Genomic DNA, 25,132 nt, shown 5'->3' with positions numbered 1-25,132 from the left:
CGTTATGGAACTCGAATTACAAAAAATTACCCTTCCGGGAGTGGACGACAAACGTCCCCTGGTGATTGCAGGCCCCTGTAGCGCCGAGACCGAAGAACAAGTAATGAACACTGCCAGGCAACTGGCCAATAAGGGAATCAAGATATTCCGTGCCGGCATCTGGAAGCCGCGCACCAAACCCGGAGGCTTTGAAGGCATCGGCATCGAAGGCCTGGCCTGGATGAAGGAAGTGAAGAAAGAGACGGGCATGTACGTAGCCACCGAAGTGGCCACCGCCAAGCACGTGTTCGAGGCACTGAAGGCCGGCATCGACATCCTTTGGATAGGCGCACGCACCACGGCCAACCCCTTCGCCATGCAGGAGATAGCCGACGCACTGCGCGGCGTAGATATTCCCGTGCTGGTGAAGAACCCCGTCAACCCCGACCTCGAACTGTGGATAGGCGCCCTGGAGCGCATCAACCAGGCCGGACTGAAGCAGCTGGCGGCCATCCACCGCGGATTCTCATCGTACGACAAGAAGCTCTACCGCAACCTGCCCCAGTGGCACATCCCCATCGAGCTGCGCCGCCGCATCCCCAACCTGCCCATTCTGTGCGACCCCAGCCACATAGGCGGCAAGCGCGAACTGGTGGCCCCGCTGTGCCAGCAGGCCATGGACCTGGGCTTCGACGGCCTCATCGTGGAGAGCCACTGCAACCCCGACCAGGCCTGGAGCGACGCCTCGCAGCAGGTGACGCCCGACGTGCTGGACTACATTCTGAACCTGCTCGTCATCCGCGACACCAAGCAGACCACCGAGAACCTGAACGAACTGCGCAAGCAGATTGACGAGTGCGACGACGACCTCATCCAGATTCTGGCCAAGCGTATGCGTGTGGCCCGCGAGATAGGTACCTACAAGAAGGAGCACGACATGACCATCCTGCAGACCGGCCGCTACAACGAGATTCTGGACAAGCGCGGCTCGCAGGGCGCCCTCTGCGGCATGGACTCCGACTTCATCAAGAAGGTATTCGAGGCCATACACGAGGAGAGCGTACGGCAGCAGATGGAAATCATCAATAAATAAGGAGCCTCACCCCGACCCTCTCCCAAGGAGAGGGAGAAGGGAAAAGAATGCTCCGGCTGATACCACAATTGTCTAATATATATAATAATGTTTAATGTCCGCCTCCCCCTCCCCTCCCTTTGGGAGCAAGGTTGAAGGGTGAGGCCTTAAAACATCCTAATCCTCGGAGCCGGCAAGATGGGCTCCTTCTTCAACGACGTACTGAGTTTCCAGCACGAGACGGCCGTGTTCGACGTCAACCCGCACCAGTTGCGCTTCGTCTACAACACCTACCGCTTCACCACGCTGGACGAGATAAAAGAGTTTGAACCCGAACTGGTGATCAACGCCGCCACGGTGAAATACACCCTCGACGCCTTCCGCCAGGTATTACCCGTATTGCCCAAGGACTGCATCCTGAGCGACATCGCCTCCGTAAAGACCGGACTGAAGGCCTTCTACCAGCAGAGCGGCTTCCGCTACGTGTCCACCCACCCCATGTTCGGACCCACATTTGCCAGCCTCAACAACCTCAGCACGGAGAATGCCATCATCATCAGCGAGGGCGACCACCTGGGCAAGGTCTTCTTCAAGGACCTCTACCAGACGCTGAAACTGAACATCTTCGAGTACACCTTCGACGGTCACGACGAGACGGTGGCCTATTCGCTGTCCATCCCCTTCGTCTCCACCCTGGTCTTTGCCTCGGTGATGAAGCACCAGGACGCGCCGGGCACCACCTTCAAGAAGCACATGGCCATTGCCCGCGGACTGATGAGCGAGGACGACTACCTCTTGCAGGAAATCCTCTTCAACCCCCGCACGCCCGCCCAGGTGGCCAACATCCGCACCGAGCTGAAGAACCTGCTCGGCATCATCGAAGCCAAGGACGCCGACGGCATGAAGCAATACCTGACCCGCCTGCGCGAGAAGCTGAAGTAATGGGGGCTTCCGGAGCGGAAGATGGCACACAGATGACACAGATTGGGACAGATTTTCACAGACGATATACTTCTGACGAACAAGCAAATATATCCTGTGGTCATCTGTCCCAATCTGTGTCATCAGTGTGCCATCCCGATTCGCCGCCCCCACACCAGCCGTCCACTCTCCCCCATTAAATCCGTCCCAAGCGGACGAAATGTCGGAAATAACCCGTACATTTGTGCTCCGTATGATAGACCAAGCCACCATAGACCGTATACTGGACGCGGCGCAGATTTACGACGTCGTGTCGGACTTCGTCACCCTGCGCAAGCGCGGCGTGAACTACGTGGGCCTCTGCCCCTTCCACGACGACAAGACGCCCTCGTTCTACGTCTCGCCCGCCAAAGGCCTCTGCAAGTGCTTCGCCTGCGGCAAGGGCGGCAATGCTGTCCACTTCATCATGGAACACGAACAGCTGACCTACCCCGAAGCCCTGCGCTTCCTGGCCAAGAAGTACGGCATCGAAATCAAGGAACGCGAACTCTCTGACGAAGAGAAGGCCGCGCAAAGCGAGCGCGAGAGCCTGTTCGTCGTCAACCAGTGGGCCAACGACTACTTCCGCCGCACCCTGCGGCAGACCGACGAAGGGCGCAACATCGGCATGGCCTACTTCCGCAACCGCGGCTTCCGCGACGACATCATCGAGAAATTCCAGCTGGGCTACTGCACCGAGAGCCACGACGCCATGGCCCGCGAAGCCCTGGCCAAAGGATACAAGAAGGAATACCTGGTAAAGACCGGCCTCTGCTACGAAACGGACGACCACCGCCTGCGCGACCGTTTCTGGGGACGTGTCATCTTCCCCGTCCACACCCTCTCGGGCAAGGTCGTGGCCTTCGGCGGACGCGTGCTGGCCGCCGCCACCAAGGGCGTCAAGGTGAAGTACGTCAACTCGCCCGAGTCGGACATCTATCACAAGAGCAACGAACTCTATGGCATCTACCAGGCCAAACAGGCCATCGTGAAGCAGGACCGCTGCTTCCTGGTGGAAGGCTACACGGATGTCATCTCCATGCACCAGAGCGGGGTGGAGAACGTGGTAGCTTCGTCGGGTACAGCGCTCACCACGCAGCAAATCAAGATGATACACCGCTTCACCAACAACATGACCGTGCTCTACGACGGCGACGCGGCCGGCATCAAAGCCTCCCTGCGAGGCATCGACATGCTGCTCGAAGAGGGAATGAACATCAAGGTCTGCCTCCTGCCCGACGGCGACGACCCCGACTCCTTTGCCCGCAAGCACAACTCGGCGGAATTCCAGGACTTCATCCGCGAACACGAGACGGACTTCATCCGCTTCAAGACCAACCTGCTGCTGGAGGACGCCGGACGCGACCCCATCAAGCGGGCCGAACTCATCGGCAACCTGGTGCAAAGCATCTCGGTCATCCCCGAAGCCATCGTACGCGACGTCTACATCAAGGAGTGTGCCCAGCTGCTGCGCGTGGAAGACCGCCTGCTGGTGTCTGAGGTGGCCAAACGCCGCGAGAAGCAGGCCGAGCAACAGGCCGAGCGCATCGAGCGCGAACGCCGCGCCGCAGCCGCCCGCACCGCTGCCGCCAACACCGCCGCCCCGCAGACGGCCGCCGAACCGGGCACAGACGAGATACCCGCCCCGACAGACCTTCCGCCCGCACAGGAAGGCGACACGGCAGCCTATCCCCCGCCCGGCTTCCCGCCGGAAACCGCACTGCCGCCCGACGCTTACGAGTCTTTCATCCCGCAGGAGGGCAAGGAAGGACGCGAGTTCTACCGCTACGAAAGGCTCATCTTGCAGATGGTGGTGCGCTACGGCGAACGCATCATGTGCAACGCCACCACCGAGGAGGGCGAAGAGGTGCCCGTCAGCGTGACGGAATACGTGGTGAACGACCTGAAGGAAGACGAGCTCAGTTTCCACAACCCGCTGCACCGCCGCATGCTGGCCGAAGCCGCCGCCCACCTGCACGACGAAGGGTTCCGGGCCGAACACTACTTCCTGACCCATCCCGACCCCGACATCAGCCGCCTGAGCATGGAACTCATCAGCAACCGCTACCAGCTCAGCAAGTACCACTCCAAGAACCAGAAGATAGTGACGGACGAGGAACGCCTCTACGAACTGGTGCCCACGCTGATGATCAACTTCAAGTATGCCATCGTCAGCGAGGAGCTGAAGCATATCATGTCCGCCCTGCAAGACCCCGCTGTGGCCCGCGACGACGAGAAATGCAACGCCATCATGAAGCGTTACAGCGAACTGCGCGAAGTGCAGAGCATCATGGCCAAGCGGCTGGGCGACCGCGTGGTGCTGAGCCTGTAGCCCCGGTTTGCCTCCTCCGCACGCCACTTGAACAAGCCCATCATGCCATCCGGGAATCGCCCTGATTTCCCGATAAAGATGCCGACAGAGATTGCACTCCGCACGGCAGACACCTGCACGGCCCGCGGACGACGCTTGCACGGACTGTGGACAATGCCTGCACGGCCCGCGAACGGTGCCAGCACGGATTGCGGCGCACAGGAGAACACCCGCATCCGGCCGGTGAAACGGAATCCGTTGCCGGAACAGGAGGAGATTGACTTCACACATGCCATTTTCCCATTTCCTCCGGACTGCCTTCACGCATTCACTTTTCATCTTTCACACTGATATCCTGCGGTTTTCGGTGAACCTTCAGCCTTCATCGAGGAGACGCTTACCGCAAGATGTGTGTTTTCCTGAATCAGGTTGACTACTTTTAGCCAGATTACTACTATAGGTTTACTCACAAAGAGGCAACACGCGACTGAAGCGGAAGCATCTCCTTTTCGAGAGCAGGAATACAGGTGAAAGGAAGCCGATGTAACATACACAAAAGTGTACATGTAACATAGAGAAAAGTGAAACCGGCCAACGGAAAGGAGAAAGCATGTTTCACGCCGGTGCAAGACTGCGGGAGACAAGGTGCAGGCAGGGAAGTACGAGTGACGGGCGACGTGAGATACCTATTTCACAAGAAAAGATTGACAGCCAGCGGCTTGCGGTGCATTGAAAGGGTGAAAGCATTTTCAGGAACACGGCCGGAGGGGGGGGATGAAACATCCGTATGCGCTCAGCCAGCCTGAAGTGCCAACAGGCAAGCGTACACGAAGCGTATCACCTCCGGAAGAACAGCAAATCCGCCTTCCGGTTTTCGGGCATGTTACAGCCGAATGAACGTACCGACGACATTTCCTCGCACCCGAATGCCGATTATTGGGGGAATTTGCATATATTTGCAGATTATATGAACTTTGTTATTCACCATCCACGGCCCAAAACCTGACTGTTATGAGAGACCGTCCACTGTTATTCATCCTGCTTGCCTTGTGCCTCAGCGCCTGTACATCCCGACACGAAGACATCCCGAATGAACTTTGGGACAGCATCGCCCTGCACGATTCCATCAGCCTGCCCGACAGCCTGCTGGACTGCGGCCTCCGCCAGGCCCTCCGCGACGACGACTCGCTGCACACCGCCCTGCTCTACTTCCTTCAGGGCAAGAAGCTGCACCGGGAGTTCTTCCTGCTGCGCGCGCAGGAACATTATGAAAAGGCCGGGCAATACCTGCCGGCCGACGCCCCGCCCCGGCTGCGCATGGAGCTGGACATAGCCCGCGCAGACCTCTGCCGCTTCAACCACTTCGACCAGCAGGAGACACAACTGCTGGACGATGCCCTCCGGCTGGCCGTACAGCAGCAGGACAGCCCCATGGCGGTGCGCATCGGCCTCATCCGCAGCAAACGGCTAAAGAACAAGAAAATGTTTGGAGAGGCGCTGGAAGAGCTGCACACCGCCAACCGCTATGCGGCAGCTGTGGACGAAGGCCGGCGGGCCGACCTACAGGCCGAAATAGCCGTGCTGCACCTCTATCTGGAGCAACCCGACTCGGCACTGATACATACCGCCCGGGCCATAGAGACCCGTGCCGGCAGACAGGACTACTACCGGGCACTCGACAAGGGCATCCGCTTTCACATAACCCGCAACGACTCGGCCCTCTGCTACTTCCGCCAAATAGCCGAAATGTTTCCCCTGCGCCGCAAGACCGACGCCTACCGCTACATGGCCGAAGCCTTGTATCACCAAGGACGGCTGGAAACTTCCCTCGAGTTCCTGCGCGAACACGTACGCTACCGCGACTCGCTGGACGATGACAAGAAGGCCGAACTGCTGGACAAAATCAACGCCATACGCGAGTACCGAAAACAGAAACAGCAGATTGAGGAAAGCGAACACCAACTGACACGCCGGATGCTCCAGGTGTACCGTCTGGCGGCGGCGGTCGGCCTGCTCGTCATCCTGTGGGGAGCCTACTACATCTACACCCGCCGCCGGCAGGCACGGCTCAACCGCGACCTGATGCAGGCCCGGCTCTCGCAGCAGGAAATGGAGATTCGCTACCTGCGCGAACAGGAGGCGAAGGAGCAGCTGGAGAACGCCCAACTGACCCAACGGCTGGAGTACTTCAAGCAGCTGAACGAAATCACCATCCCCCTGCTGATGCGCAGCCGCAACCGGACGGGCGCGCTGCACCTCACACCCGAGGACTGGCAGACCCTGCGCAACAACACCGACGCCTGCTTCGACGGCTTCACCCGCCGCCTGAAGGAAGCCTACCCGCAACTGAACGAAGAGGAGACCGACTTCTGCTGCCTGGTCAAAATGGAACTTCCCCTGGCCATACTGGCAGAAATCTACCACATAGCCAAGGGAAGCATATCGCGCAAAAAGATGCGGCTGAAAGAAAAGATAGGAGTCACCGACATCAGCTTCGACGACTTCGTGGCAGGATTCTAAAATCGCGCCTCAGCGCTTCATGTCCTCAAAGTAGGTGTCCAGCAGCGATTTGGCGGCCACAAACGAGGTCAGGTTGCCCTGCAGCACCTGCTGCTCGCGCTCGCCCAGCATGGCCTCTATCTTCGGGTTGTGGTAGAAGCTGTCGCGCAACTGCTCGTTGATGCTCTCGTACATCCAGTACTTGCTCTGCTCGTTGCGGCGGTACTCAAAGTAACCGTTCTCCTTCACAAAGTCCATGTACTTGTACACCATGTCCCAAATCTCCTTCACGCCCAGGTTGTAGAAGCCTGAGTAGGTGAGCACCTGCGGTGTCCATCCGCTCTCGGGGGCCGGAAAGAGGTGGAGCGCGTTGCGGAACTGGGTGGCAGCCAGCTTGGCGCGCTCCAGGTTGTCGCCGTCGGCCTTGTTGATGACAATGCCGTCGGCCATCTCCATGATGCCGCGCTTGATGCCCTGCAGCTCGTCGCCCGTGCCGGCCAACTGGATGAGCAGGAAGAAGTCCACCATCGAGTGTACGGCGGTCTCGCTCTGGCCCACGCCCACGGTCTCAACGAATATCTTGTCGTAGCCGGCGGCTTCGCAGAGGATGATGGTCTCACGCGTCTTGCGGGCCACACCGCCCAGCGACCCGGCCGACGGGCTGGGACGGATGAACGACTTGGGATGTACGGAGAGTTTCTCCATGCGGGTCTTGTCGCCCAGGATGCTGCCCTTGCTGCGCTCGCTGCTGGGGTCGATGGCCAGCACGGCCAGCTTGCCGCCGTACTGCTCCAGCACGTGCAGTCCGAAGACATCGATGGACGTACTCTTGCCGGCTCCCGGCACACCGCTGATGCCCACACGGATGGAACTCCCGGCATAGGGCAGGCATTTCTCGATGACTTCCTGCGCCACTGCCTGGTGTTCGGGCTTCAGGCTCTCCACCAGGGTCACGGCCTGGCTCAATATGGTTGTTTCACCTTTCACAATGCCGTCCACATAGTCGGCCACAGAGAGTTCGCGCTTCTTGTGGCGCGGACGGTTCTTCAGATAGGGGTTCACGGAAGCGGGCTGTTCGATGCCGGCATTCACGGTCAGGCCCTTGTACTCGGCACAATTCTCGGGATGTTCCATGGTTATTTCGCTTTAATGTTAATTTCTACTTTGGGATGCATCGGGTCGTTGGTTATCATCAGCAGACGCAGGTGGCGGCGGTGCTTGCCGATGCTCTTCTTCACTATCGTCACACGCAGGCGGGTAGACTCGCCGGGCTGCAGCATGGCCTTCTTCAAGCTGACGCCCACCGCGGGATGGAACACTTGCAGTTTGCTGATAATCAGCGGCGAGCGGCCGTTGTTGGTCAGTGTAATGTCGGCTTTGGCTTTCCGTTTCTTGGCCAGCACCGTGCTGAAGTCCAAGGCATTGGACGAGAGCTGGACAGAGGGAACATTCAGCTTCTCCGTCTCGGTCAGGTTGGAGAAGTCGGGCAGCAGGACGGCCGATACCGGCAATTCACTTTCCTCGCTCACCTTGTCGCCGGCAAAGCGCGACAGGTAGACCGAGGCCTGCGTCAGTCCCAGGTCGGTGAGCCGCTCCGTATTCAGGGTCAGGGTGATGACACCCTTCTCGCCTTGCTGCAGCACAGCGGGCTTCACCTCCATGTCGATGTAGGGAGGCAGGTGCATCAGCACCGGTTCATACGGACGGTCTGACAGATTCACAACCCCCACATGCAGCACAGGACGCTCGCCCCGGCATACATCGGGGAAGGCCAGCTCATCCCTGTCAATACGTATCTGCCCTATCTGGTAAGGATGTGTCTTCGTATAATCTTTGATTTCCCGCACCACTTCACCACTGAAGTTCAGGTAAACCAGGTGAGGCTCCGCATTGTTGTAGACGGCTACTGATTTCTGGAAATGTCCCAACGCCTCGGCATCGAAGGTGACGTTGATGGTGCCTTTCGCTCCGGGGGCAATGGGCGTCTGCGTCCACTGCGCCACGGTGCAGGCACAGTCCGGCTCCACCTCGGTCAGCACCAGCGGGTCGGTACCTGTATTGGTGACGGTGTACTCCACGTTCACCGGATGTTTCCACTCTATCTGCCCCAGGCTGTACTGGCTGGTGTTCGACGTGAAGCGCGGCTGTGCCGCCACGCCACCCAGCAGGCAGACGAGCAATGTAAATATGCTTACTGTTCGTTTCATGTCTATGGTCATTATGCCTATTATCATATTTCTGCGAGTCATCGCATGCAAGAAAGGTTTGCAAATGTACAAAATTCATATAGAAGAAAAAGACAAAGGCCGGCTTTTTAGGTAAGATTTGCATTACTTGCCGTAAACCCTGCCCGTCCCTCCGAGCCTCTTTGGCATCACCTCCGAGCCTCTTTGATCTTGCCTCCGAGCCTCTTTGACCTTGCCTCCGAGCCTCTTTGGGAAAAGCACTTACGCAACAATGCCGTTCCTCCGGCCAACATTCCGGAGGGACGGCATTGATGAGGTGACATTCCTTGTCGGCCGTTTCCCTACTCAATCACCAACTGCTCCAGCGCTGCGGAGTGGGAGGCAAATTCGGGGGCGTAGGCACTTTGGAGGATGGCTATGCCCGGTTCGTACCGTCCGGAACGGGCAATGCGGCAGGCGTATTCCAGCACGTAGGTGCCCTTGTCCAGGTGGTCGAAGTAGAAGCGGGTGGAGGCATCCTTGATGTCGGTGTAGGCACCGTAGCCGTTGTACCAACGATAGCCGGAGAGGGCGGACGTCGGTTCGAGGCAGGCGGCGCGGCTATCCTTGAGCTGGAGGAAGTCCATGGCGCGGTCCAGGCGCAAGACGAGGCGGATGACCACCTTATCCCCCACCCTGGGGGCCGTGGCGGCATCGAGCGGTTTCAGGGACTTGCGGCCGGAGGCATCCACAGCCTCCAGGTAGAGCTGCTTCTCCACACCCAACGCACCCGCCTGCCCGCGTACATCGGACATCGGAGTGAAGTATTGGGCATAGACGGCTCCCCAGGCCATGCCTTCGTCGCGCTTCTCCACCTTCACCTGTCCGGCCTTGAGGGCGGCATCGCCCTGCGTAAAGGTCTGCTTCACGTAACCCAGGCCCTGCCATGCAGGAGTACCGGCGGTGTCGGATGCGGTCTCGACGACGGTCTTTCCCAGCGTGATGCGCACGTCGCCCCGCGACTCGAGTGCAGTGCCGTCGGCCAGGAGGGCATAGACGGCATCGGCCGTGGTGACGGGCGAATTCCAGGCGGTGGTCTGCTTCTGCTTCAGGAGCCAACGCTTCATGTCGTCCACCAGGTCCTTGTTTCCGCCCAGACGGGTCAGGGCCTCCATCACCGCCACGTGAGTGGAAACAGGCTGCATGTTCAGGCTGTAGAGACCGTCGTTGAAGGCGAAGTGTGCCCCCACCTCATCCTCGCGTATCAGATGCTCCTTCATCGAAGCCCCGAACTCGGCCGCCTCGGCCTTGCGTCCGGCAGCCAGCAGGATGACGGCTGCTCTGGCCTGACGCTGCATCCAGGACTCGTCCAGCAGGGAGGGCACGCAGGAGAGGAAGTAACGGTAGGCCTCCTTGTCGGCCGAGGGTTGTTCATCGGCGTCCAGCGCCAACAGGTAGAGGTAGTTGAGGATGTCGTCGGAGAGGCGGTAGTCCTTGAGCCCGTCCTTCTTCAGGCGCAGGTATGCTTCGCGGGCTTCCTTGTGCAGGCAGGCAAACGCCTTCCGCTTCATCTGCAAGGCGTCGCCCTCCAGCGGCGTACCCGTCAGGACGGAAAGGCGCACCAACATGCCGGTGATGTAAGTGGTGAGAGATGTACTGCCCGACATGCCTTCGTACCAGCCCCAGGCACCGTCCTCGCCCTGCAACTCCTTCAGGCGGGAGAGGGCGGCAAAGCGGTTGTTCTGCTGACGGTTGAGGTCGAAGAGCAGGCCGAGGCGGCGCATCTGTTCAGTCTCGTCCGTAGCCTCCATGACCCAAGGCGATTCGTTGAGCAGGATGTTCTTCAGCTCCTGATTCTGCTCCAGGCGGCTGAGAAGCGTCTGTTCAGACGTGCCCGAAGCCTGCCAGGCGTCGAACACCGCCTTGATGCGGGGCTGCGTGCGGAGGATGTAGGCTGCCAGTTCGTTGGCATAGTAGGCCGTGGCCCACGATACGGCATTTTCCTCCGTGGGCAGGCTGAACGAAGGCAACGCCTGTACGGCCAGCCAGGCCGGATTGGCGGTGAACTCTACGGTCAGCCGGCGTCCGGTGGCCGTGCGGCTGTCGGCGTTGAACAGACTGTCCAGCGGGAACACACGGGTCTCACCGCCCTGAACGTTGAGCGGGAGAGTCTCGACGATGTATTCCTCGTTGCTGAGCACGGGCAGCAGGTGCTGCTCGCCGTCGCTGAAACTGCCTCCGTCGGCCACCAGGCGCACACCCAGCAGGCTGTAGCGTCCGTCGGCCTCGAAGCTGAAGCTGACGGCGGCATTGCGCCCGGCCTCAGCCCGGAACTTCTCCCGGCGGGTAAGCAGTACTTTCTCGGTAGCGGGGTCGAAGACTTCCAGCTTCACCTTCCCGCTGACCGTACGTCCGGTCAGGTTGGAGACGGTGGCCGAGATGCCGGTGAGGTCGCCCACCCGGACAAAGCGCGGCAGGTTGGGACGGAGCATGAACTCCTTGGCCGTCACCGCCTGTGCCTCCAGCGTGCCGGTGCGCATCCCGCGGGTATGCGCATAGCCGCGTACATTCCAGCGCGTCAGGCTCTGGGGCGCCGTAAAGGCCAGCACCACCTCGCCCCGCTCGTTGGTGCGGAGCTGCGGATAGAAGAAGGCGGTCTCGGCAAAGTTGGTGCGAAGGTCGGCCCCGTCCGGTTGGGCAGCCTGCGGAACATCCTCGTGCAGTTCGGAGGAGAGTGCCATCTCCTCCTCGAACACGAGATCGCTTACGTCGGCGTCATTCACCACAACCGTCTCGTTCAGTTCAAAGCCGTTTGCCACGGCCGCCCGCTTCAGGTTGCCGGCCAGCACCGCGTTGGAGGACATGGAGTAGCCCCGCACAACCACGTCGTTCCCGGTCATGAAGAACACCCCGCCCTCGGCGCCACTCCCCATCGAAGGAGTGCTGAAGCGGTCGTAGTCCCAGCCGGGCACCTTCCAGTCGGGGACGGTGAAGTAGGGAGACAGGTAGAGGCTGCCGCCGTTGTTCAGGCGGGCATAGTACCAGTCTGTGCGGCGGTTGAAGAGGACACCCCACCAGGGCTGGTTGCGGTAGAGCTTGTCGAGCGAGGCGTCGTACATCAGCGCCAGCACCTCGGCGGCGGCAGGCTGCCCGTCGGGCGTGCTGACCACCATCCGCCACTCTTCCTGCTGACCCGGCAGCAGGCGGTCACGGAAGACCTCCCAACGCAGGTGGAGGCGGGTGTCGGGCGCCTTCTTCTTGAGATAGGCCTGCTGGCTGTACAACTTGCCGTCGCGCACGGTATTGAACAAGATGCTGGCCGACTCCCCGTAGCTTTCCAGATAGGGAATCTCCATACACATCAATGTATCTGTCAGCTGCAGCACGCGGCTCTCCACCCGCTTGCCGCCGGCAAAGATGTCCATCAGCACGTAGGCGTCCTGCAGCGAAGTGCCCAGGTAGAAGGAGGCCTTCTGGCCCACGCCTACCTCCAGCTGCCCGTCATAATAGAATATCGGCAGGGGGATGGGCGGACGGCGGTCGGCCTTGGAGAAGAGGGTGAACACGGTGCTTTCCTCCACCCGGTGGCCCAGGGAGTCGGTGGCGGTGGCGGTCAGGCGGTAGCTGCCCGAAGGAACCCCGGCCCAGACGGACAGCGGATGCTGCACGCCGGCCAGACAACGGCCGCTGAGCACGGGCTTGCCGTCGGCCGCGCGGCCCTCCTCCGGGTCTATGCGCCAGTCAATCTCCAGCCGCTGCCGCACCTGCTGCCCGTTGAAGGCGCTGATGCCCCACTGCACGGTATCTTCCTTGCAGAACAGCGAGGGGAGGTCGATATACAAATCAAAGGCCTCCTCGCCGGCCGTGAGGCTGAAGGTAGCGGTCTGCGTCTCGCCGGCCTCGTCGGTGACGGACGCCTCCACTTCGTAGGTCACACTCCCGTACAGGCCGTAGCCCTGCGCCTCCAGCGCCTCTTCGCTCTCCAGCTCCAGGCTGAAGGAGAAGCGTCCGTCGGCATCCAGCTGCACAGTGTCGGCCAGGAGTGTCCGGCCGGCCCCGAAGCGGTAAGGCATGGAGCGCGTCACCCGGTAGGCCAGCGGCATCTGTTGCACCGTAGCCCCGCTGAAGGACCGGACCTGCCCGCCGAGGGTGACGGTCTCGCCCAGGCAATAGGGCGCGGTGACGGGATTGAAGGTGATTTCAAACGTAGGACGCTTGTATTCTTCCACCCGGAAACTGACACTGGACTCCGCCTTGCCGCGGGCACTGATGGAGAAGTCGCCGTTGAGACAGGCCGAAGGCAGGGCAAACTCTGCCACAAACGAGCCGAAATCGCCCGTGCTGACCTGCTGCGTGCTGACCTGCTTGCCGTTGGCGTCGAGCAGTTCCAGGTCGAAACGTTCGCCCTCCAGCGCCTGCGCCTGGTCGGTCTCCTGGCGGTAGACCACGCCTTTCAGGCAGACCGTCTGTCCCGGGCGGTAGATGCTGCGGTCGGTGAGCAGCAGCAGGCCGTAGCGGGTGGCGTCGGCTTCGCGGGTGCCCTTATTCTGGTAGAAATTTTGCGGTATCATGGACTTGTCGTCGTCCTTGCAGGCCACGTAGCAGCGGATGGCCTTGTCCCAGGCCACAAGGGTACGGCCGTCGGCTCCGGTCACGACCGTAGAGAGTTTCCGGGCCTGAGTGAGGTCTGTGCCGGAATAGAAGTCCACGGTGACCTGCGGGACGGGATGCCCGCTGCGGCCGTCCAGCGTCAGCACTTCGGTACGGCCGTCGCCCAGGTCGAGGGTCAATACCCGCAGGCGCGTCACCGACAGCAGGCCGCGGACGATGCGCACGTTCTTGCCCCGGGGCGCCACTTCCACGACATAGAGGCCCGGCTCGCTGGGGACGGGCAGCAGCAGCGTGGTGTCGCTGGGCAGGTAGGGTACGTCGGCCTCCGCCTTACCCACGCCGGGCAGGGGCGTCAGTACGTGGGTGGCCGTATAGACGCGGCGCGGGCTGCAACGGCGGAACTCCTTGTCCGAATTGAGGTTCAGATTGCTCCGATAGGTGTCCAGAGAGGTGGCATAGAGGTTGACGGTGACGGGATCCTGCACCGTGCGATAACGGACGCTGAAGGAGAGGCTGTCGCCGGGATAGGCAGTGGCCGTGGCCGAGAGGTTGACCTGCGGACGGAGCAGCTCGGCACGGAGCTGCTTCAGGTTGCCGATGCGGCTGTAGGAAGGATAGCGGCGGATGGCCTCGTCGCAGAGGCGGATGGCCTCGGCCACGCTGCGTCCCTCGCCCCCGGTCCTCATCCACTGCGCCTTGCGCAAGTAAGCCTCGGCACACAGGGGAAGGTCGGCGAAGCGCTCCATCAGTTCGTCGAGCGCACGCAGGCAGGCTTCCTGCTCTTGTCCGCCCGACCAGCTGCTCTTCCACTTCCAGTAGTCGAGGGTGCAGAGCAGCAGGGCGTCGCGGCGGTCGTCACGCCGGGCGTATGTGTCCATCATCTGCCGGTAGATGCCCTCCACACCGGCCTGCAACAGCGAGTCGGCATCGGCGCCGTCCAAACAGATGAGTGCCATTACCGCCCGCTTGGCCAGCAGGTGGTAAAGGTCGTGACCGTAGTAGGCGCTGGCGTCGCCCTGCTCGATGAAGGGCTTGTAATCGGCCGTGGACGTGTCCAGCAGCCGTTCCACATCCTGCAGCGAGGCCCGGCTGTGAAGCATCACGCGGTCAACGAACTGCGCTCCCGTCCAGACACGGATGTCGGCAGGTGCCTCGTCCTCGGCCAGCGCGGTGCGTCCGGCCAGTTCGTGGGCATTACCCAGCCAGTTCATCGGCCAACAGCGAGTGCAGGATGGCCTTGTCCACCGGCCGCGTTTCGGCAGCCACCCAGCGCTCCATGTATTGCAGGCTGGCGTAGAGGCTGTCAGGCGTCAGCCGTTGCTTGTAAGCCTCGCGGCTGAGGTAGGCTTTCAGCAACTGGGGCGAGTTCTTCTCCTCCAGGGCCTTGCGGTAAATCTCGTCGGTCAGCTTCACCACGGTCTGCGGCAGATTCTTCTGCTGTGCCTGTTCCACTTGTTTCCACAACTTGGCATACGACTGTGCCCGTAGCGCGGGTATGCCCAACCAAACTGCCAGTACCAGCAGCACACTTCCAAATTTCCATGCTCTATTCATAATCCCTCCGTTTTTTCAAGTGTTTTTTCAAGTTCATGTTCCGGCCGCAACCTTTGCGGGCCATGCTCCCCCTCCCCGACTCTCTCCGCCTCGCCGCATGGCACAGCCTGCAACAGCACCGACAGACGACGGCAGATGCAAAAAACCGCGACACACGAATCGTAAGAACAAAGAAAAGAAATAAAGTCTAAACGAATGTAGATTTTGCCCTAAAAAAACTTGCAAACGGGTAGAAATAAGGCTAAAAGCAAAGGGGAAGCAGTCCATACAGGCAAGGAACGCCCTCCGGCACATGCCGGCAAGACGCCCGGCTCCGTTTCGGAAAGAAAACCGCACGATCCCCTTGCACATAATAAAAATAGTACGTATCTTTACAGGCAGGAAACGGACTTCCATGGGAATCACCATCACCACCAACGATGAAAAACGAAGAACTGAATAAAGAGATAGAAAGAGTCAAACAGAAACTTGCCGACTATGAAAGGGTGGCGCCCTACTTGGGTATCAGCCCGGAAGAAAAAGAAAGGCAGGTCAACCTGATGCTGGACGATTTGTCCAAATTGCTTAAACAACAGCGGATGCCCGACAAGGACAACCCTACAAACCCTACCGAATGATGAGAAAAATTGAAGACATCCTGAAAGAAATGAAGCCCCTGATGGGTTCGGCAGATGCCGAAGAGCGCAAACGGCTGGAAGACTTGATGAAAGAGCTGGAAAGCCGCCCGCTCAGCGACGAAGAGAAAGCCCTGGCCGCCGGCTGGTGGAGCGAGGGTATGGACGAAGTGCACAGGGACATTGACGCCATCCGCCGCCAGATAGACGATGACAGCTACAAGCTGATACCCATGTCCTACATAGCCCGACACTACTTCGGCAAGAGTGCCTCGTGGCTATACCAGCGCATCAACGGCTACAAGGTGCGCGGCAAGGTCTACAAGCTCAACCGCGAAGAAGCCGACCTCTTCAACCGCGCCCTCAAAGAAGTGGGTGAGCGCATCAGTTCCCTGTCCATCACCGTTTAACCGGGAAGGCAGGCCACTGCCCGTCCGTCCGCCCCGATGAAAACAGGAGGGTAGACGGTTAAATATCCATACAAATCCATAACCATACGCGACAGAGGCAGCCTCAGTCGTATACAGAGGGTACCTCAGTCGTATAGAGAGGCACCCTCTGTCGTATAGAGAGGGGGCCTCTGTCGTATAGGGAGACCGGACGGTTTCTAACAGGTTTATATCCAAGCAGTTACAAGTGCTCCGCAGAAGCAATGACGGATTGCGAAATCTTTTTACAGTCGGAGCGGAAAAGAACGGGAGAAAGAGGGCACGGAGACACCTCCCTGCGGGCGGACGGACTGCCCGCCCAGCCGCCGGGAACGCAGGGCAGCGGCAGAAAAAGAGAGAGGATGCACCCTTTGTACGGATACACCCTCTCCACGGATTTTGCGTTCAGCCAGTGTGCTTACATCTGCAGGCTGTAGTAACGCATGGATTCCATCCAATTCTTAGCGGCCATGACAAGAATGGACTTCACCGAGTTAACAATCTTCTTTTTCATAACCTTAAATCTTAAACTAATACCTGAATCAGGTTCCGCCGCCGTCCACGTGGTGCGGACAAAAGGCGAAGGGCGGAACTTGAAAATTCCTAAACTTTTCTCCTTATGCTTAGTCCTGGACCATGTAGCCCATTTTCAGCATTTCGTTCCGGCCTACTTCGGCCAGAATGCGTTTTACCGTATCAAGTACCTTGCTCTTTTTCATAATCTTCTCAATTTACTGTTACCTAAAAACTAACCTTTTTACTCGTTTCATTTGCTTTTTTCTCAGAGGGTATGCATGCTAAGCATGGAGCAACCCCAAACATCAGCATTGGTCTTACCCAAATGCTTCATGATCTTCTTTAACATTTTCATTTTGTTATCCTCCTAAATTAAGTTTGTTATCCTGTTGAATCCCCTCGGATTCATGTTATACAACACAAAAATAGGGCCTTTGTTCTAAACAGGGAGCCATTTTAGGTCAAAAAACATGTTTTATAACACATTTCTTGACCTGCATCAAGAAATGAGGGGCAGCCGGCGGGGAAAGCGGCGATTCAGAGGGGAAAGAAGCGCAGTTCTGACATGACAGGTGACAATCTGGCAGAAAACGTCTGCCAAAATGGGAAAAATAAACGCAAACGGACACAGATTTGCGCAAGGATTGGGAGAATCTGCGTAAATCTGTGTCCGTCTGCGTTTCAGGAAAGCCCCTCAGAAGCCCGCAGGAGGCCGATGCGCCGGCCGCCGGGCCGTCACTTCACCGGAGTCTGCTCCAGCGTGGCCACCAGGAAGTCGTAGAACTTGCTGACGGAGGGGATATAGGCGCGTTCGTCCGGCGAATGGGGCGAACGCAGGGTGGGTCCGAAGGAAATCATGTCCAAATCCTTGTAGACGGCACCGATGATGCCACACTCCAGGCCGGCGTGTATCACCTTGACGGCGGGCTCGGCACCGAACTGCTGCTGGTAGGAGCGCTTCATGGCGTGGAGGATGGGCGAGTCGACGTTGGGCTGCCAGCCGGAGTAGGCTCCGCTCAGCTCCACCTTCATGCCGGCCATGGAGAAGCAGGCGCTGAGGCTGTCGGCCAGGAAGTCCTTCATCGTGTCGCACGAGCTGCGGGCCAGGATGCGCACCTCGGCCTTGCCGCCGGCAAGGATGACAATGGCCAGGTTGGACGAGGTCTCTACGGTGTCGGGGACGGTGGGAATCATGCGCATCACGCCGTCCTGGCAGGCCATGAGCACGCTGACCATGTTGTCCTGTATCTCTTCGGGCACCACAGCGGCGGGCAGGGCCGTCTCTTCCAGCTTCAGGCTGATGCCGCTCTCGATGGTGGCATATTCGGAAGCAATCTGTGCCTCGTATTCGTGGATGTATTCGTCCAGCCCGTCCATGTCTTCGGGGTTGAACAGAAGCACGGCATGGGCCTCGCGGGGAATGGCGTTGCGCATGTTGCCGCCCTCGAAGGAGGCCAGCTGACAGTCGAACTCGATGAGCAGGTCGTGAACCACGCGTGCCAGCAACTTGTTGGCGTTGCCTCGTCCCTGGTTGATTTCCAGTCCCGAGTGTCCGCCGCGCAGTCCCTTCAACGTCAGCTTGCGGGCCACGAATCCCTCGGCGGGCGCCTCTTCCTTATACTCCAGGGTGGCGGTGATGTCTATGCCGCCCGCACAGCCTATGTAGAGCTCGCCCTCGTCCTCGGAGTCGAGGTTCAGCAGGATTTCGCCTTGCAGGGTGCCCGGCTTCAGTCCGAAGGCACCGTACATGCCCGTCTCTTCGTCCTTGGTAATCAATACCTCCAGCGGTCCGTGTTTCAGGTCGGCAGCCTCCAGCACCGCCATGGCGGCAGCCACACCCAGGCCGTTGTCGGCTCCCAGCGTCGTGCCGCGTGCCTTCACCCAGTCGCCGTCCACGTAGGTTTCGATGGGGTCTTTGGTGAAGTCGTGCACCGTGTCGTTGTTCTTCTGGGGCACCATGTCCATGTGTGCCTGCAGGATGACGCCCTTGCGGTTCTCCATGCCCGGCGTGGCGGGTTTGCGGATAATGACATTGCCGGCGTCGTCTACAAAGGTTTCAAGTCCCAGGCCCTTACCGAAGCCAACGAGGAACTCGGTCACTTTCTCCATGTGTCCCGAGGGACGGGGAATCTGCGTAAGTGAATGGAAATGCTTCCACACGTTCTGTGGAGCCAGTTGCAAAATATCGCTCATCATATATATAATATAGTATAGAAATTAGTTTTCGCAAAGATAAAATTATATTTCAAGAAAAAACATCCGCAAGGCTGTTTTTTCGCTTTAAGAGGGCATTTCCCCGCTCCTCACCGACGAAGCGGCCCCGATATGCTTACGTTTTGGTACGGGACAGGCGGAATCTCACGAAACTGCCGGGAAGGAGGGCATCCGATGCGGGCAGCGGCCGGCCTTCCGCTCCAAACGCAGAAGCCGTCCTCCCAAAACCGAAATATGAAATCTCAAATCTGAAACCTGAAATCCGAACTCAGGAATCCTCCTCAACCCTTGTGCCGCCGCCCCATCATCAGGTGCAGCCAGCCCCACAGTCCCAGGACGATGACAAGCAGCGTCTGGATGCCATGCACAATGAGGGCAAAGATGCCTGCATCGGCAGCGCTGACGCCGTAGAGCATCATCATGGTGATAACGGCAAAGTGCCACGGCCCCGCACCGTTGGGCGTGGGAACGATGACGGCAAACGTGCCGCCTACAAACATCACCAGTCCGGCCAGGACACCCAGATGGGCCGTAAAGGAGAAACAGTAGAAAGTCAGGTAGAAGTGGAAGAAGTAGCAGGCCCATATCAGCAGGGTGTAGACCACGAACAGGGGGACATTGCTGACAGAGCGGAGCGAAAGGATGCCTTCCCACACATTCAGCACCACCCCCTTCACCTTCTCGAAGAAGGCAAGCATGCGCAGCAGATAGTAGAGCAGCGCCAGCACGCCCGCCGCGCTGAACAGCACCACATAGAACCAGGGCGAAGTGAGCAGATGCACCAGGGAGGGAATCTTGGTGCCCGTCTCCTCGAAAAAGGTCAGGAAGACAGGCATCTGCAACAGGAAGGTGAGACCCGTTATCAGCACGATGCAGAGCGTGTCTATCAGCCGCTCGGTGACCACCGTACCCAGCGACTTGGCAAAAGGCACGTTGTCGTAGCGGGCCAGCACGCCGCAGCGCGACACCTCGCCCACACGGGGCACTACCAGACTGGCCGCGTAGGAGACAAAGATGGCATCCACGCAGTCCGAAGCATGGGGACGCACGCCCAGAGGCTCCAGCGTCTGCTTCCAGCGCCAGCCGCGAAAGACGTGGCTCATGACGCCGAAGAAGAGCGAGAACGACATCCACCACCAGTTCGTCTCGTGCAGAAGCACCCTCGTGACCCGCTGAAAGTCGAAATCCCGGTAGACCCAAAAGAGGACGAAGCCGCCCAACAGCAGGGACAGTACAACTTGTAGGGATTTCTTAACCGGTTTGTTCATACGCACTATAAAACAATTATACTTTCGCCGGCACGGGCTCGGGCAGAAAAATTCTCATACCTCCTTCTTCATTCTTCATGAAAAAGAGCTACCTTTGTGAACTGCAAAAGTAATAATTAACTTGATACATGAGATTAGTAAAGCCTAAAAAGTTTCTCGGCCAGCATTTCCTGAAGGACCTGAAGGTGGCACAGGACATAGCCGACACCATAGACGCCTGCCCCAACCTGCCCGTACTGGAGGTGGGGCCCGGCATGGGCGTGCTCACCCAGTTCCTGCTGCCTAAGGGACGACCGCTGAAGGTGGTGGAGGTGGACTACGAGTCGGTGGCCTATCTGCGTGAAGCCTACCCCCAACTGGAAGAGAACATCATAGAGGACGACTTCCTGAAGATGAACCTGACACGTCTGTTCGACGGGCAGCCCTTTGTGCTGACGGGCAACTATCCCTATAACATCTCCAGCCAAATCTTCTTCAAGATGCTGGACAACAAGGAACTGATTCCCTGCTGTACAGGCATGATACAGAAGGAAGTGGCCGAACGCATAGCCGCCGGACCGGGCAGCAAGACCTACGGCATCCTGAGCGTGCTGATACAGGCATGGTACAGGGTGGAGTACCTGTTCACGGTCAGTGAGCACGTGTTCAATCCGCCCCCCAAGGTAAAGAGCGCCGTCATCCGCATGACACGCAACGGCACGCAGGACCTGGGATGCGACGAGCAGCTGTTCAAGCAGGTGGTGAAAACCACCTTCAACCAGCGCCGCAAGACGCTGCGCAACTCCATCAAGCCCCTGCTGGGCAAAGACTGCCCCCTGACGCAGGATGCCCTCTTCGACCGCCGTCCCGAACAGCTGTCCGTACAGGAATTTATAGAACTGACCAACCGGGTGAAAGAGCATTTGACGGTGAACGGATAGTGTGAGCGGTCAGTGGTTAGTGGTCAGCGGTTAGCATTCTTTCCGGATTGCCACTAACCACTCACCGCCAACCACTAACCACTGATCACTCACCGTCAACCGCTAACTACGCCACTAACCACTATCAAAATGGAAATAGACGAAGAATATATTGACAAAGTCAAAGGCTTTATCGAGCAGAAAGACACACAGAATGTCAAGGCACTCCTGACCGGCCTGCATCCGGCCGACATTGCCGAGCTTTGCAACGACCTCGACCCGGAGGACGCCCGCTTCGTTTACCGCCTCCTCGACAACGAGACGGCAGCCGACGTACTGGTCGAAATGGACGAGGACGTCCGTAAGGAGTTCCTCGAACTGCTCCCCTCGGAAACCATCGCCAAGAAGTTCGTGGACTACATGGACACCGACGACGCCGTAGACCTGATGCGCGAACTGGACGAAGACAAACAGGAAGAGGTGCTCTCACACATCGAAGACATTGAGCAGGCAGGCGACATCGTAGACTTGTTGAAGTATGACGAGGACACCGCCGGCGGTCTGATGGGTACGGAAATGGTAACCGTGAACGAGAACTGGAGTATGCCCGAGTGCCTCAAGGAGATGCGCATGCAGGCCGAACAGCTGGACGAAATCTACTACGTCTACGTCATCGACGACGACGAACGCCTGCAAGGCGTTTTCCCTCTGAAGAAGATGATTACCTCGCCCTCCGTGTCAAAGGTGAAGCACGTGATGAAAAAGGATCCCATCTCCGTACACGTAGATACCCCCATTGACGAAGTGGTACAGATTATCGAGAAATACGACCTGGTGGCCGTGCCCGTTGTGGACAGCATTGGCCGCCTGGTGGGACAAATCACCGTAGATGACGTGATGGACGAGGTTCGCGAGCAATCGGAGCGCGACTACCAGTTGGCATCGGGTCTCTCGCAAGACGTGGAGACGGACGACAACCTGGTGCGTCAGACCAGTGCCCGCCTGCCCTGGCTGCTCATCGGCATGCTGGGCGGCATCGGCAACTCCATGATATTGGGCAACTTCGACGCCACCTTTGCCGCCCATCCCGAAATGGCGCTCTACATTCCCCTCATCGGCGGTACGGGCGGTAACGTGGGCACCCAGTCATCGGCCATCATCGTGCAGGGCCTGGCCAACAGTTCGCTGGACGCCAAGGACACGCTGAAGCAGGTAGCCAAGGAAGCCGTGGTGGCCAGCATCAACGCCACCATCATCTCCCTGCTGGTCTACATCTACAACTTCATCCGCTTCGGTGCCACGGCCACCGTGACCTACTCCGTATCCATCAGCCTGTTCGCCGTGGTCATGTTCGCCTCCATCTTCGGCACCCTGGTGCCCATGACGCTGGAGAAACTGAAGGTAGACCCCGCCATCGCCACCGGCCCGTTCATCTCCATCACCAACGACATCATCGGCATGATGCTTTACATGGGCATTACCGTGCTGCTGGCATCGTAAGGCAGGAATAACCGCCCGGGCAAGGCCGCTCCAGAGAAAAAAAAGGACTGATACGTAAAAAAAGAAGCAAAAAAGTATGAAGTAATCTTTTTATTTCATTAATTTGTAACCTAATGTAACCCAAACGGGGAATCCCGTTTCTAAAAAGTAAATACAATGACGGACACTCATGACACTAATCTCCCCGAAAAGCCGGTGGAATTAGAAGAAGAAAAGACAGCAGCAGAGGTTTCCGAACAGCCGGCCGCCACAGAGACTCCTGCTGAAGAACCCACACCCGAAAAGCCGGTAGAGACGACACAGAGGCTGAGCAAGGAAGAAATCCTGGCCAGGCTGAAAGCCATTGCCACGGACGTGGAGAACACGACCAAAACAGAAATAGACGGGTTGAAGCAAGCCTTCTACAAACTGCACAGCGCAGAGGTTGAAGCTGCCAGAAAACAATTCGTCGAAAACGGAGGAAACCCGGAAGACTTCGTGCCACAGTCCGATGCCCTGGAAGAAGACTTCAAGCAAATCATGTCCGTCATCAAGGAAAAGAGAGGTGCTGCCAACGCCGAACTGGAGAAGCAAAAGGAAATGAACCTGCAAATCAAGCTCTCCATCATCGAAGAACTGAAGGAACTGGTGGAATCGCCCGACGATGCCAACAAGTCGTACACCGAGTTCAAGAAGCTGCAACAGCAATGGAACGACGTGAAACTGGTGCCGCAGGCCAAAGTCAACGAACTGTGGAAGAACTACCAGCTCTACGTGGAGAAGTTCTACGACCTGCTGAAGCTGAACAATGAATTCCGCGAATATGACTTCAAGAAGAATCTCGAAATCAAGACCCGCCTCTGCGAAGCGGCCGAAAAGCTGGCCGATGAACCGGACGTGGTGTCTGCCTTCCACCAGTTGCAGAAGCTGCACCAGGAATTCCGCGACACAGGTCCTGTAGCCAAGGAGTTGCGCGAAGAAATCTGGGCGCGGTTCAAGGCAGCCTCAACCAACGTCAACCGCCGCCACCAGCAGCATTTCGAGGCGTTGAAGGAAGCCGAACAGCATAACCTGGACCAGAAAACCGTCATCTGCGAAATCATAGAGGCCATCGACTATAACGAACTGACCAGCTTCACGGCCTGGGAAAACAAGACTCAGGAAATCATTGCCCTGCAAAACAAATGGAAAACCATCGGCTTTGCACCGCAGAAAATGAATGTGAAGATATTCGAACGCTTCCGCAAGGCATGCGACAGCTTCTTCCAGAAAAAAGCCGAATTCTTCAAGTCCATGAAAGAAGGCATGAACGAGAATCTGGAGAAGAAACGTGCCCTGTGCGAGAAAGCCGAGGCCTTGAAAGACAGCACCGACTGGAAGGTCACAGCCGACGAGCTGACCAAACTCCAGAAGGAATGGAAGACCATCGGCCCCGTGGCCAAGAAGCATTCGGATGCCGTATGGAAACGTTTCATCGGCGCCTGCGACTACTTCTTCGAGCAGAAGAACAAGGCCACATCTTCCCAGCGCTCCGTCGAGCAGGAAAACCTGGCCGCCAAGAAAGCCATCATCGAGAAGCTGGAAGCCATCGGCGAGGACACCGACACGGACGAGGCCACACAGATGGTGCGCGACCTGATGAAGGAATGGAACAACGTGGGCCACGTCCCCTTCAAGGAGAAAGACAAGATTTACAAACAGTACCACGCGGCTGTAGACCGCCTGTTCGACCGCTTCCACATCAGCGCCTCCAACAAAAAGCTGAGCAACTTCAAGTCAGCCCTCAGCAACATCCCTGAAGGCAGCCAGCAAGCCCTCTATCGGGAACGCGAGAAGCTCGTCAGGACATTCGACAACATGAAGGCCGAACTCCAGACCTACGAAAACAATCTGGGCTTCCTGAACGCCTCGTCCAAGAAAGGCAACAGCCTGCTGACCGAACTGAACCGGAAGGTGGAAAAACTGAAAGGTGACATCGAACTGGTGAAGCAGAAGATTAAAGTGATTGACGAGAAAATCAAGAACGAAGGCTGAAACATCAGATACTGAAAGACAGACAATCCGTGAAATCCCCCACCCCAACCGTCCGCACCGGACGTTGGAGGTATGGATTTCACGGATTTTTGTTGTCCGGACAATCCATCATACACAGATATACGTTCTACAACAAACCTGCTCAACCTTTCTTAAGTTTCGCACTATATACTTCACTGAATATCACCATATTAGAAAGCATTCCGCTTTATTTTGCCACGTCAGAAGCGAAAGCCGATACGGTTAATGGGGCTCAGAAAGTGTTCCCTCTTCATTCCTCACTCTTCATTATCACATCCATTGGCCTTCAACACCCAATCCCGTCAGAGGGCGGGCGATAACTCCTCCGACTCCTGCAAACATGGCTTCGCCGATTTTCAATTCGCAAGGGTAAAACCTGTCTCATTTTCCATCAACCGCCTTCACCCAGTACCCGTTCCCGTACCTCGTATGCACCCTGCGGCCCAGCTGCGCCAGCAGGCGGGCAAAGGACGTACAGGTACAGTCCTTCAGGGCGGAGGGATTCTTG

Annotated in this window: 16 protein-coding genes; 9 read left to right on the top strand and 7 right to left on the bottom strand. The window is 58.2% G+C overall.

The window, feature by feature from the left end:
* Positions 1-4 precede the first annotated feature (4 nt).
* The 4 genes from Q1Y74_RS02895 (at position 5) to Q1Y74_RS02880 (ending at position 6,842) form a co-directional block, all read left to right on the top strand.
* Entirely contained in the window at positions 5-1,072 is a 1,068-nt protein-coding gene (locus Q1Y74_RS02895; RefSeq protein ID WP_300812220.1) for a bifunctional 3-deoxy-7-phosphoheptulonate synthase/chorismate mutase type II, read from the top strand.
* Positions 1,073-1,249: 177 nt separating this feature from the next.
* Positions 1,250-1,993: a prephenate dehydrogenase/arogenate dehydrogenase family protein gene (locus Q1Y74_RS02890; RefSeq protein ID WP_300812219.1), complete on the top strand. Its 744-nt coding sequence runs from the start codon at positions 1,250-1,252 to the stop codon at positions 1,991-1,993.
* A 232-nt stretch (positions 1,994-2,225) separates the two neighbouring features.
* On the top strand, positions 2,226-4,343 hold the full coding sequence (gene dnaG / locus Q1Y74_RS02885; RefSeq protein WP_300812218.1) for a DNA primase: 2,118 nt from the start codon (positions 2,226-2,228) through the stop codon (positions 4,341-4,343).
* A 990-nt stretch (positions 4,344-5,333) separates the two neighbouring features.
* Positions 5,334-6,842 carry a hypothetical protein gene (locus Q1Y74_RS02880; protein ID WP_300812217.1) on the top strand — a complete coding sequence of 503 codons (1,509 nt, stop codon included), beginning with the start codon at positions 5,334-5,336 and terminating at the stop codon, positions 6,840-6,842.
* A gap of 9 nt (positions 6,843-6,851) precedes the next feature.
* Here Q1Y74_RS02880 and meaB read toward each other — a convergent pair whose 3' ends face one another.
* The 4 genes from meaB to Q1Y74_RS14010 all read right to left on the bottom strand — a co-directional run bounded on the left by meaB (position 6,852) and on the right by Q1Y74_RS14010 (position 15,151).
* Positions 6,852-7,955 (bottom strand): methylmalonyl Co-A mutase-associated GTPase MeaB, encoded by a 1,104-nt coding sequence (gene meaB, locus Q1Y74_RS02875; protein ID WP_300812216.1) that lies wholly within the window; start codon positions 7,953-7,955, stop codon positions 6,852-6,854.
* Between the two features lie 2 nt (positions 7,956-7,957).
* On the bottom strand, positions 7,958-9,028 hold the full coding sequence (locus tag Q1Y74_RS02870; protein ID WP_300812215.1) for a DUF1573 domain-containing protein: 1,071 nt from the start codon (positions 9,026-9,028) through the stop codon (positions 7,958-7,960).
* A 320-nt stretch (positions 9,029-9,348) separates the two neighbouring features.
* Complete coding sequence (locus tag Q1Y74_RS02865) at positions 9,349-14,808, bottom strand: alpha-2-macroglobulin family protein (RefSeq protein ID WP_366914071.1); 5,460 nt, start codon at positions 14,806-14,808, stop codon at positions 9,349-9,351.
* Positions 14,792-15,151 carry a hypothetical protein gene (locus Q1Y74_RS14010; protein WP_366914070.1) on the bottom strand — a complete coding sequence of 120 codons (360 nt, stop codon included), beginning with the start codon at positions 15,149-15,151 and terminating at the stop codon, positions 14,792-14,794. The genes Q1Y74_RS02865 and Q1Y74_RS14010 overlap by 17 nt, the downstream gene beginning before the upstream one ends.
* A 419-nt stretch (positions 15,152-15,570) precedes the next feature.
* Here Q1Y74_RS14010 and Q1Y74_RS02860 point away from each other — a divergent pair, with 419 nt between their 5' ends.
* Complete coding sequence (locus Q1Y74_RS02860; RefSeq protein WP_300812214.1) at positions 15,571-15,768, top strand: hypothetical protein; 198 nt, start codon at positions 15,571-15,573, stop codon at positions 15,766-15,768.
* Entirely contained in the window at positions 15,765-16,175 is a 411-nt protein-coding gene (locus Q1Y74_RS02855; RefSeq protein WP_300812213.1) for a DUF5053 domain-containing protein, read from the top strand. Before Q1Y74_RS02860 ends, Q1Y74_RS02855 begins: the two co-directional genes overlap by 4 nt.
* Before the next feature lie 1,269 nt (positions 16,176-17,444).
* Here Q1Y74_RS02855 and Q1Y74_RS02850 read toward each other — a convergent pair.
* Both Q1Y74_RS02850 and Q1Y74_RS02845 read right to left on the bottom strand, forming a co-directional pair.
* Positions 17,445-18,902 (bottom strand): aminoacyl-histidine dipeptidase, encoded by a 1,458-nt coding sequence (locus Q1Y74_RS02850; RefSeq protein ID WP_300812263.1) that lies wholly within the window; start codon positions 18,900-18,902, stop codon positions 17,445-17,447.
* Positions 18,903-19,204: 302 nt separating this feature from the next.
* Positions 19,205-20,191 carry a lysylphosphatidylglycerol synthase transmembrane domain-containing protein gene (locus Q1Y74_RS02845; protein WP_300812212.1) on the bottom strand — a complete coding sequence of 329 codons (987 nt, stop codon included), beginning with the start codon at positions 20,189-20,191 and terminating at the stop codon, positions 19,205-19,207.
* 128 nt (positions 20,192-20,319) lie between these two features.
* Between Q1Y74_RS02845 and rsmA the strand changes: the two genes are divergently transcribed.
* The 3 genes from rsmA (at position 20,320) to Q1Y74_RS02830 (ending at position 24,603) form a co-directional block, all read left to right on the top strand.
* Positions 20,320-21,111, top strand: a complete 792-nt coding sequence (rsmA, locus tag Q1Y74_RS02840) for a 16S rRNA (adenine(1518)-N(6)/adenine(1519)-N(6))-dimethyltransferase RsmA (RefSeq protein WP_300812210.1) — start codon at positions 20,320-20,322, stop codon at positions 21,109-21,111.
* Between the two features lie 135 nt (positions 21,112-21,246).
* The gene (mgtE, locus tag Q1Y74_RS02835) at positions 21,247-22,590 is read left to right on the top strand and encodes a magnesium transporter (RefSeq protein WP_300812262.1); all 1,344 of its coding nucleotides are present in this window, start codon (positions 21,247-21,249) and stop codon (positions 22,588-22,590) included.
* 156 nt (positions 22,591-22,746) lie between these two features.
* On the top strand, positions 22,747-24,603 hold the full coding sequence (locus Q1Y74_RS02830) for a DUF349 domain-containing protein (RefSeq protein WP_300812209.1): 1,857 nt from the start codon (positions 22,747-22,749) through the stop codon (positions 24,601-24,603).
* Positions 24,604-25,005: 402 nt separating this feature from the next.
* Here Q1Y74_RS02830 and Q1Y74_RS14005 read toward each other — a convergent pair.
* On the bottom strand, positions 25,006-25,132 hold a 127-nt coding region (locus Q1Y74_RS14005), incomplete at its 5' end, for a DUF3874 domain-containing protein (protein WP_366914073.1).

The sequence above is a fragment of the uncultured Bacteroides sp. genome, assembly GCF_949298305.1.
Classification (GTDB): domain Bacteria; phylum Bacteroidota; class Bacteroidia; order Bacteroidales; family Bacteroidaceae; genus Bacteroides.
Note: the sequence above shows the minus strand (reverse complement) of the source record. Positions and strands in the feature narration are given on the sequence as shown.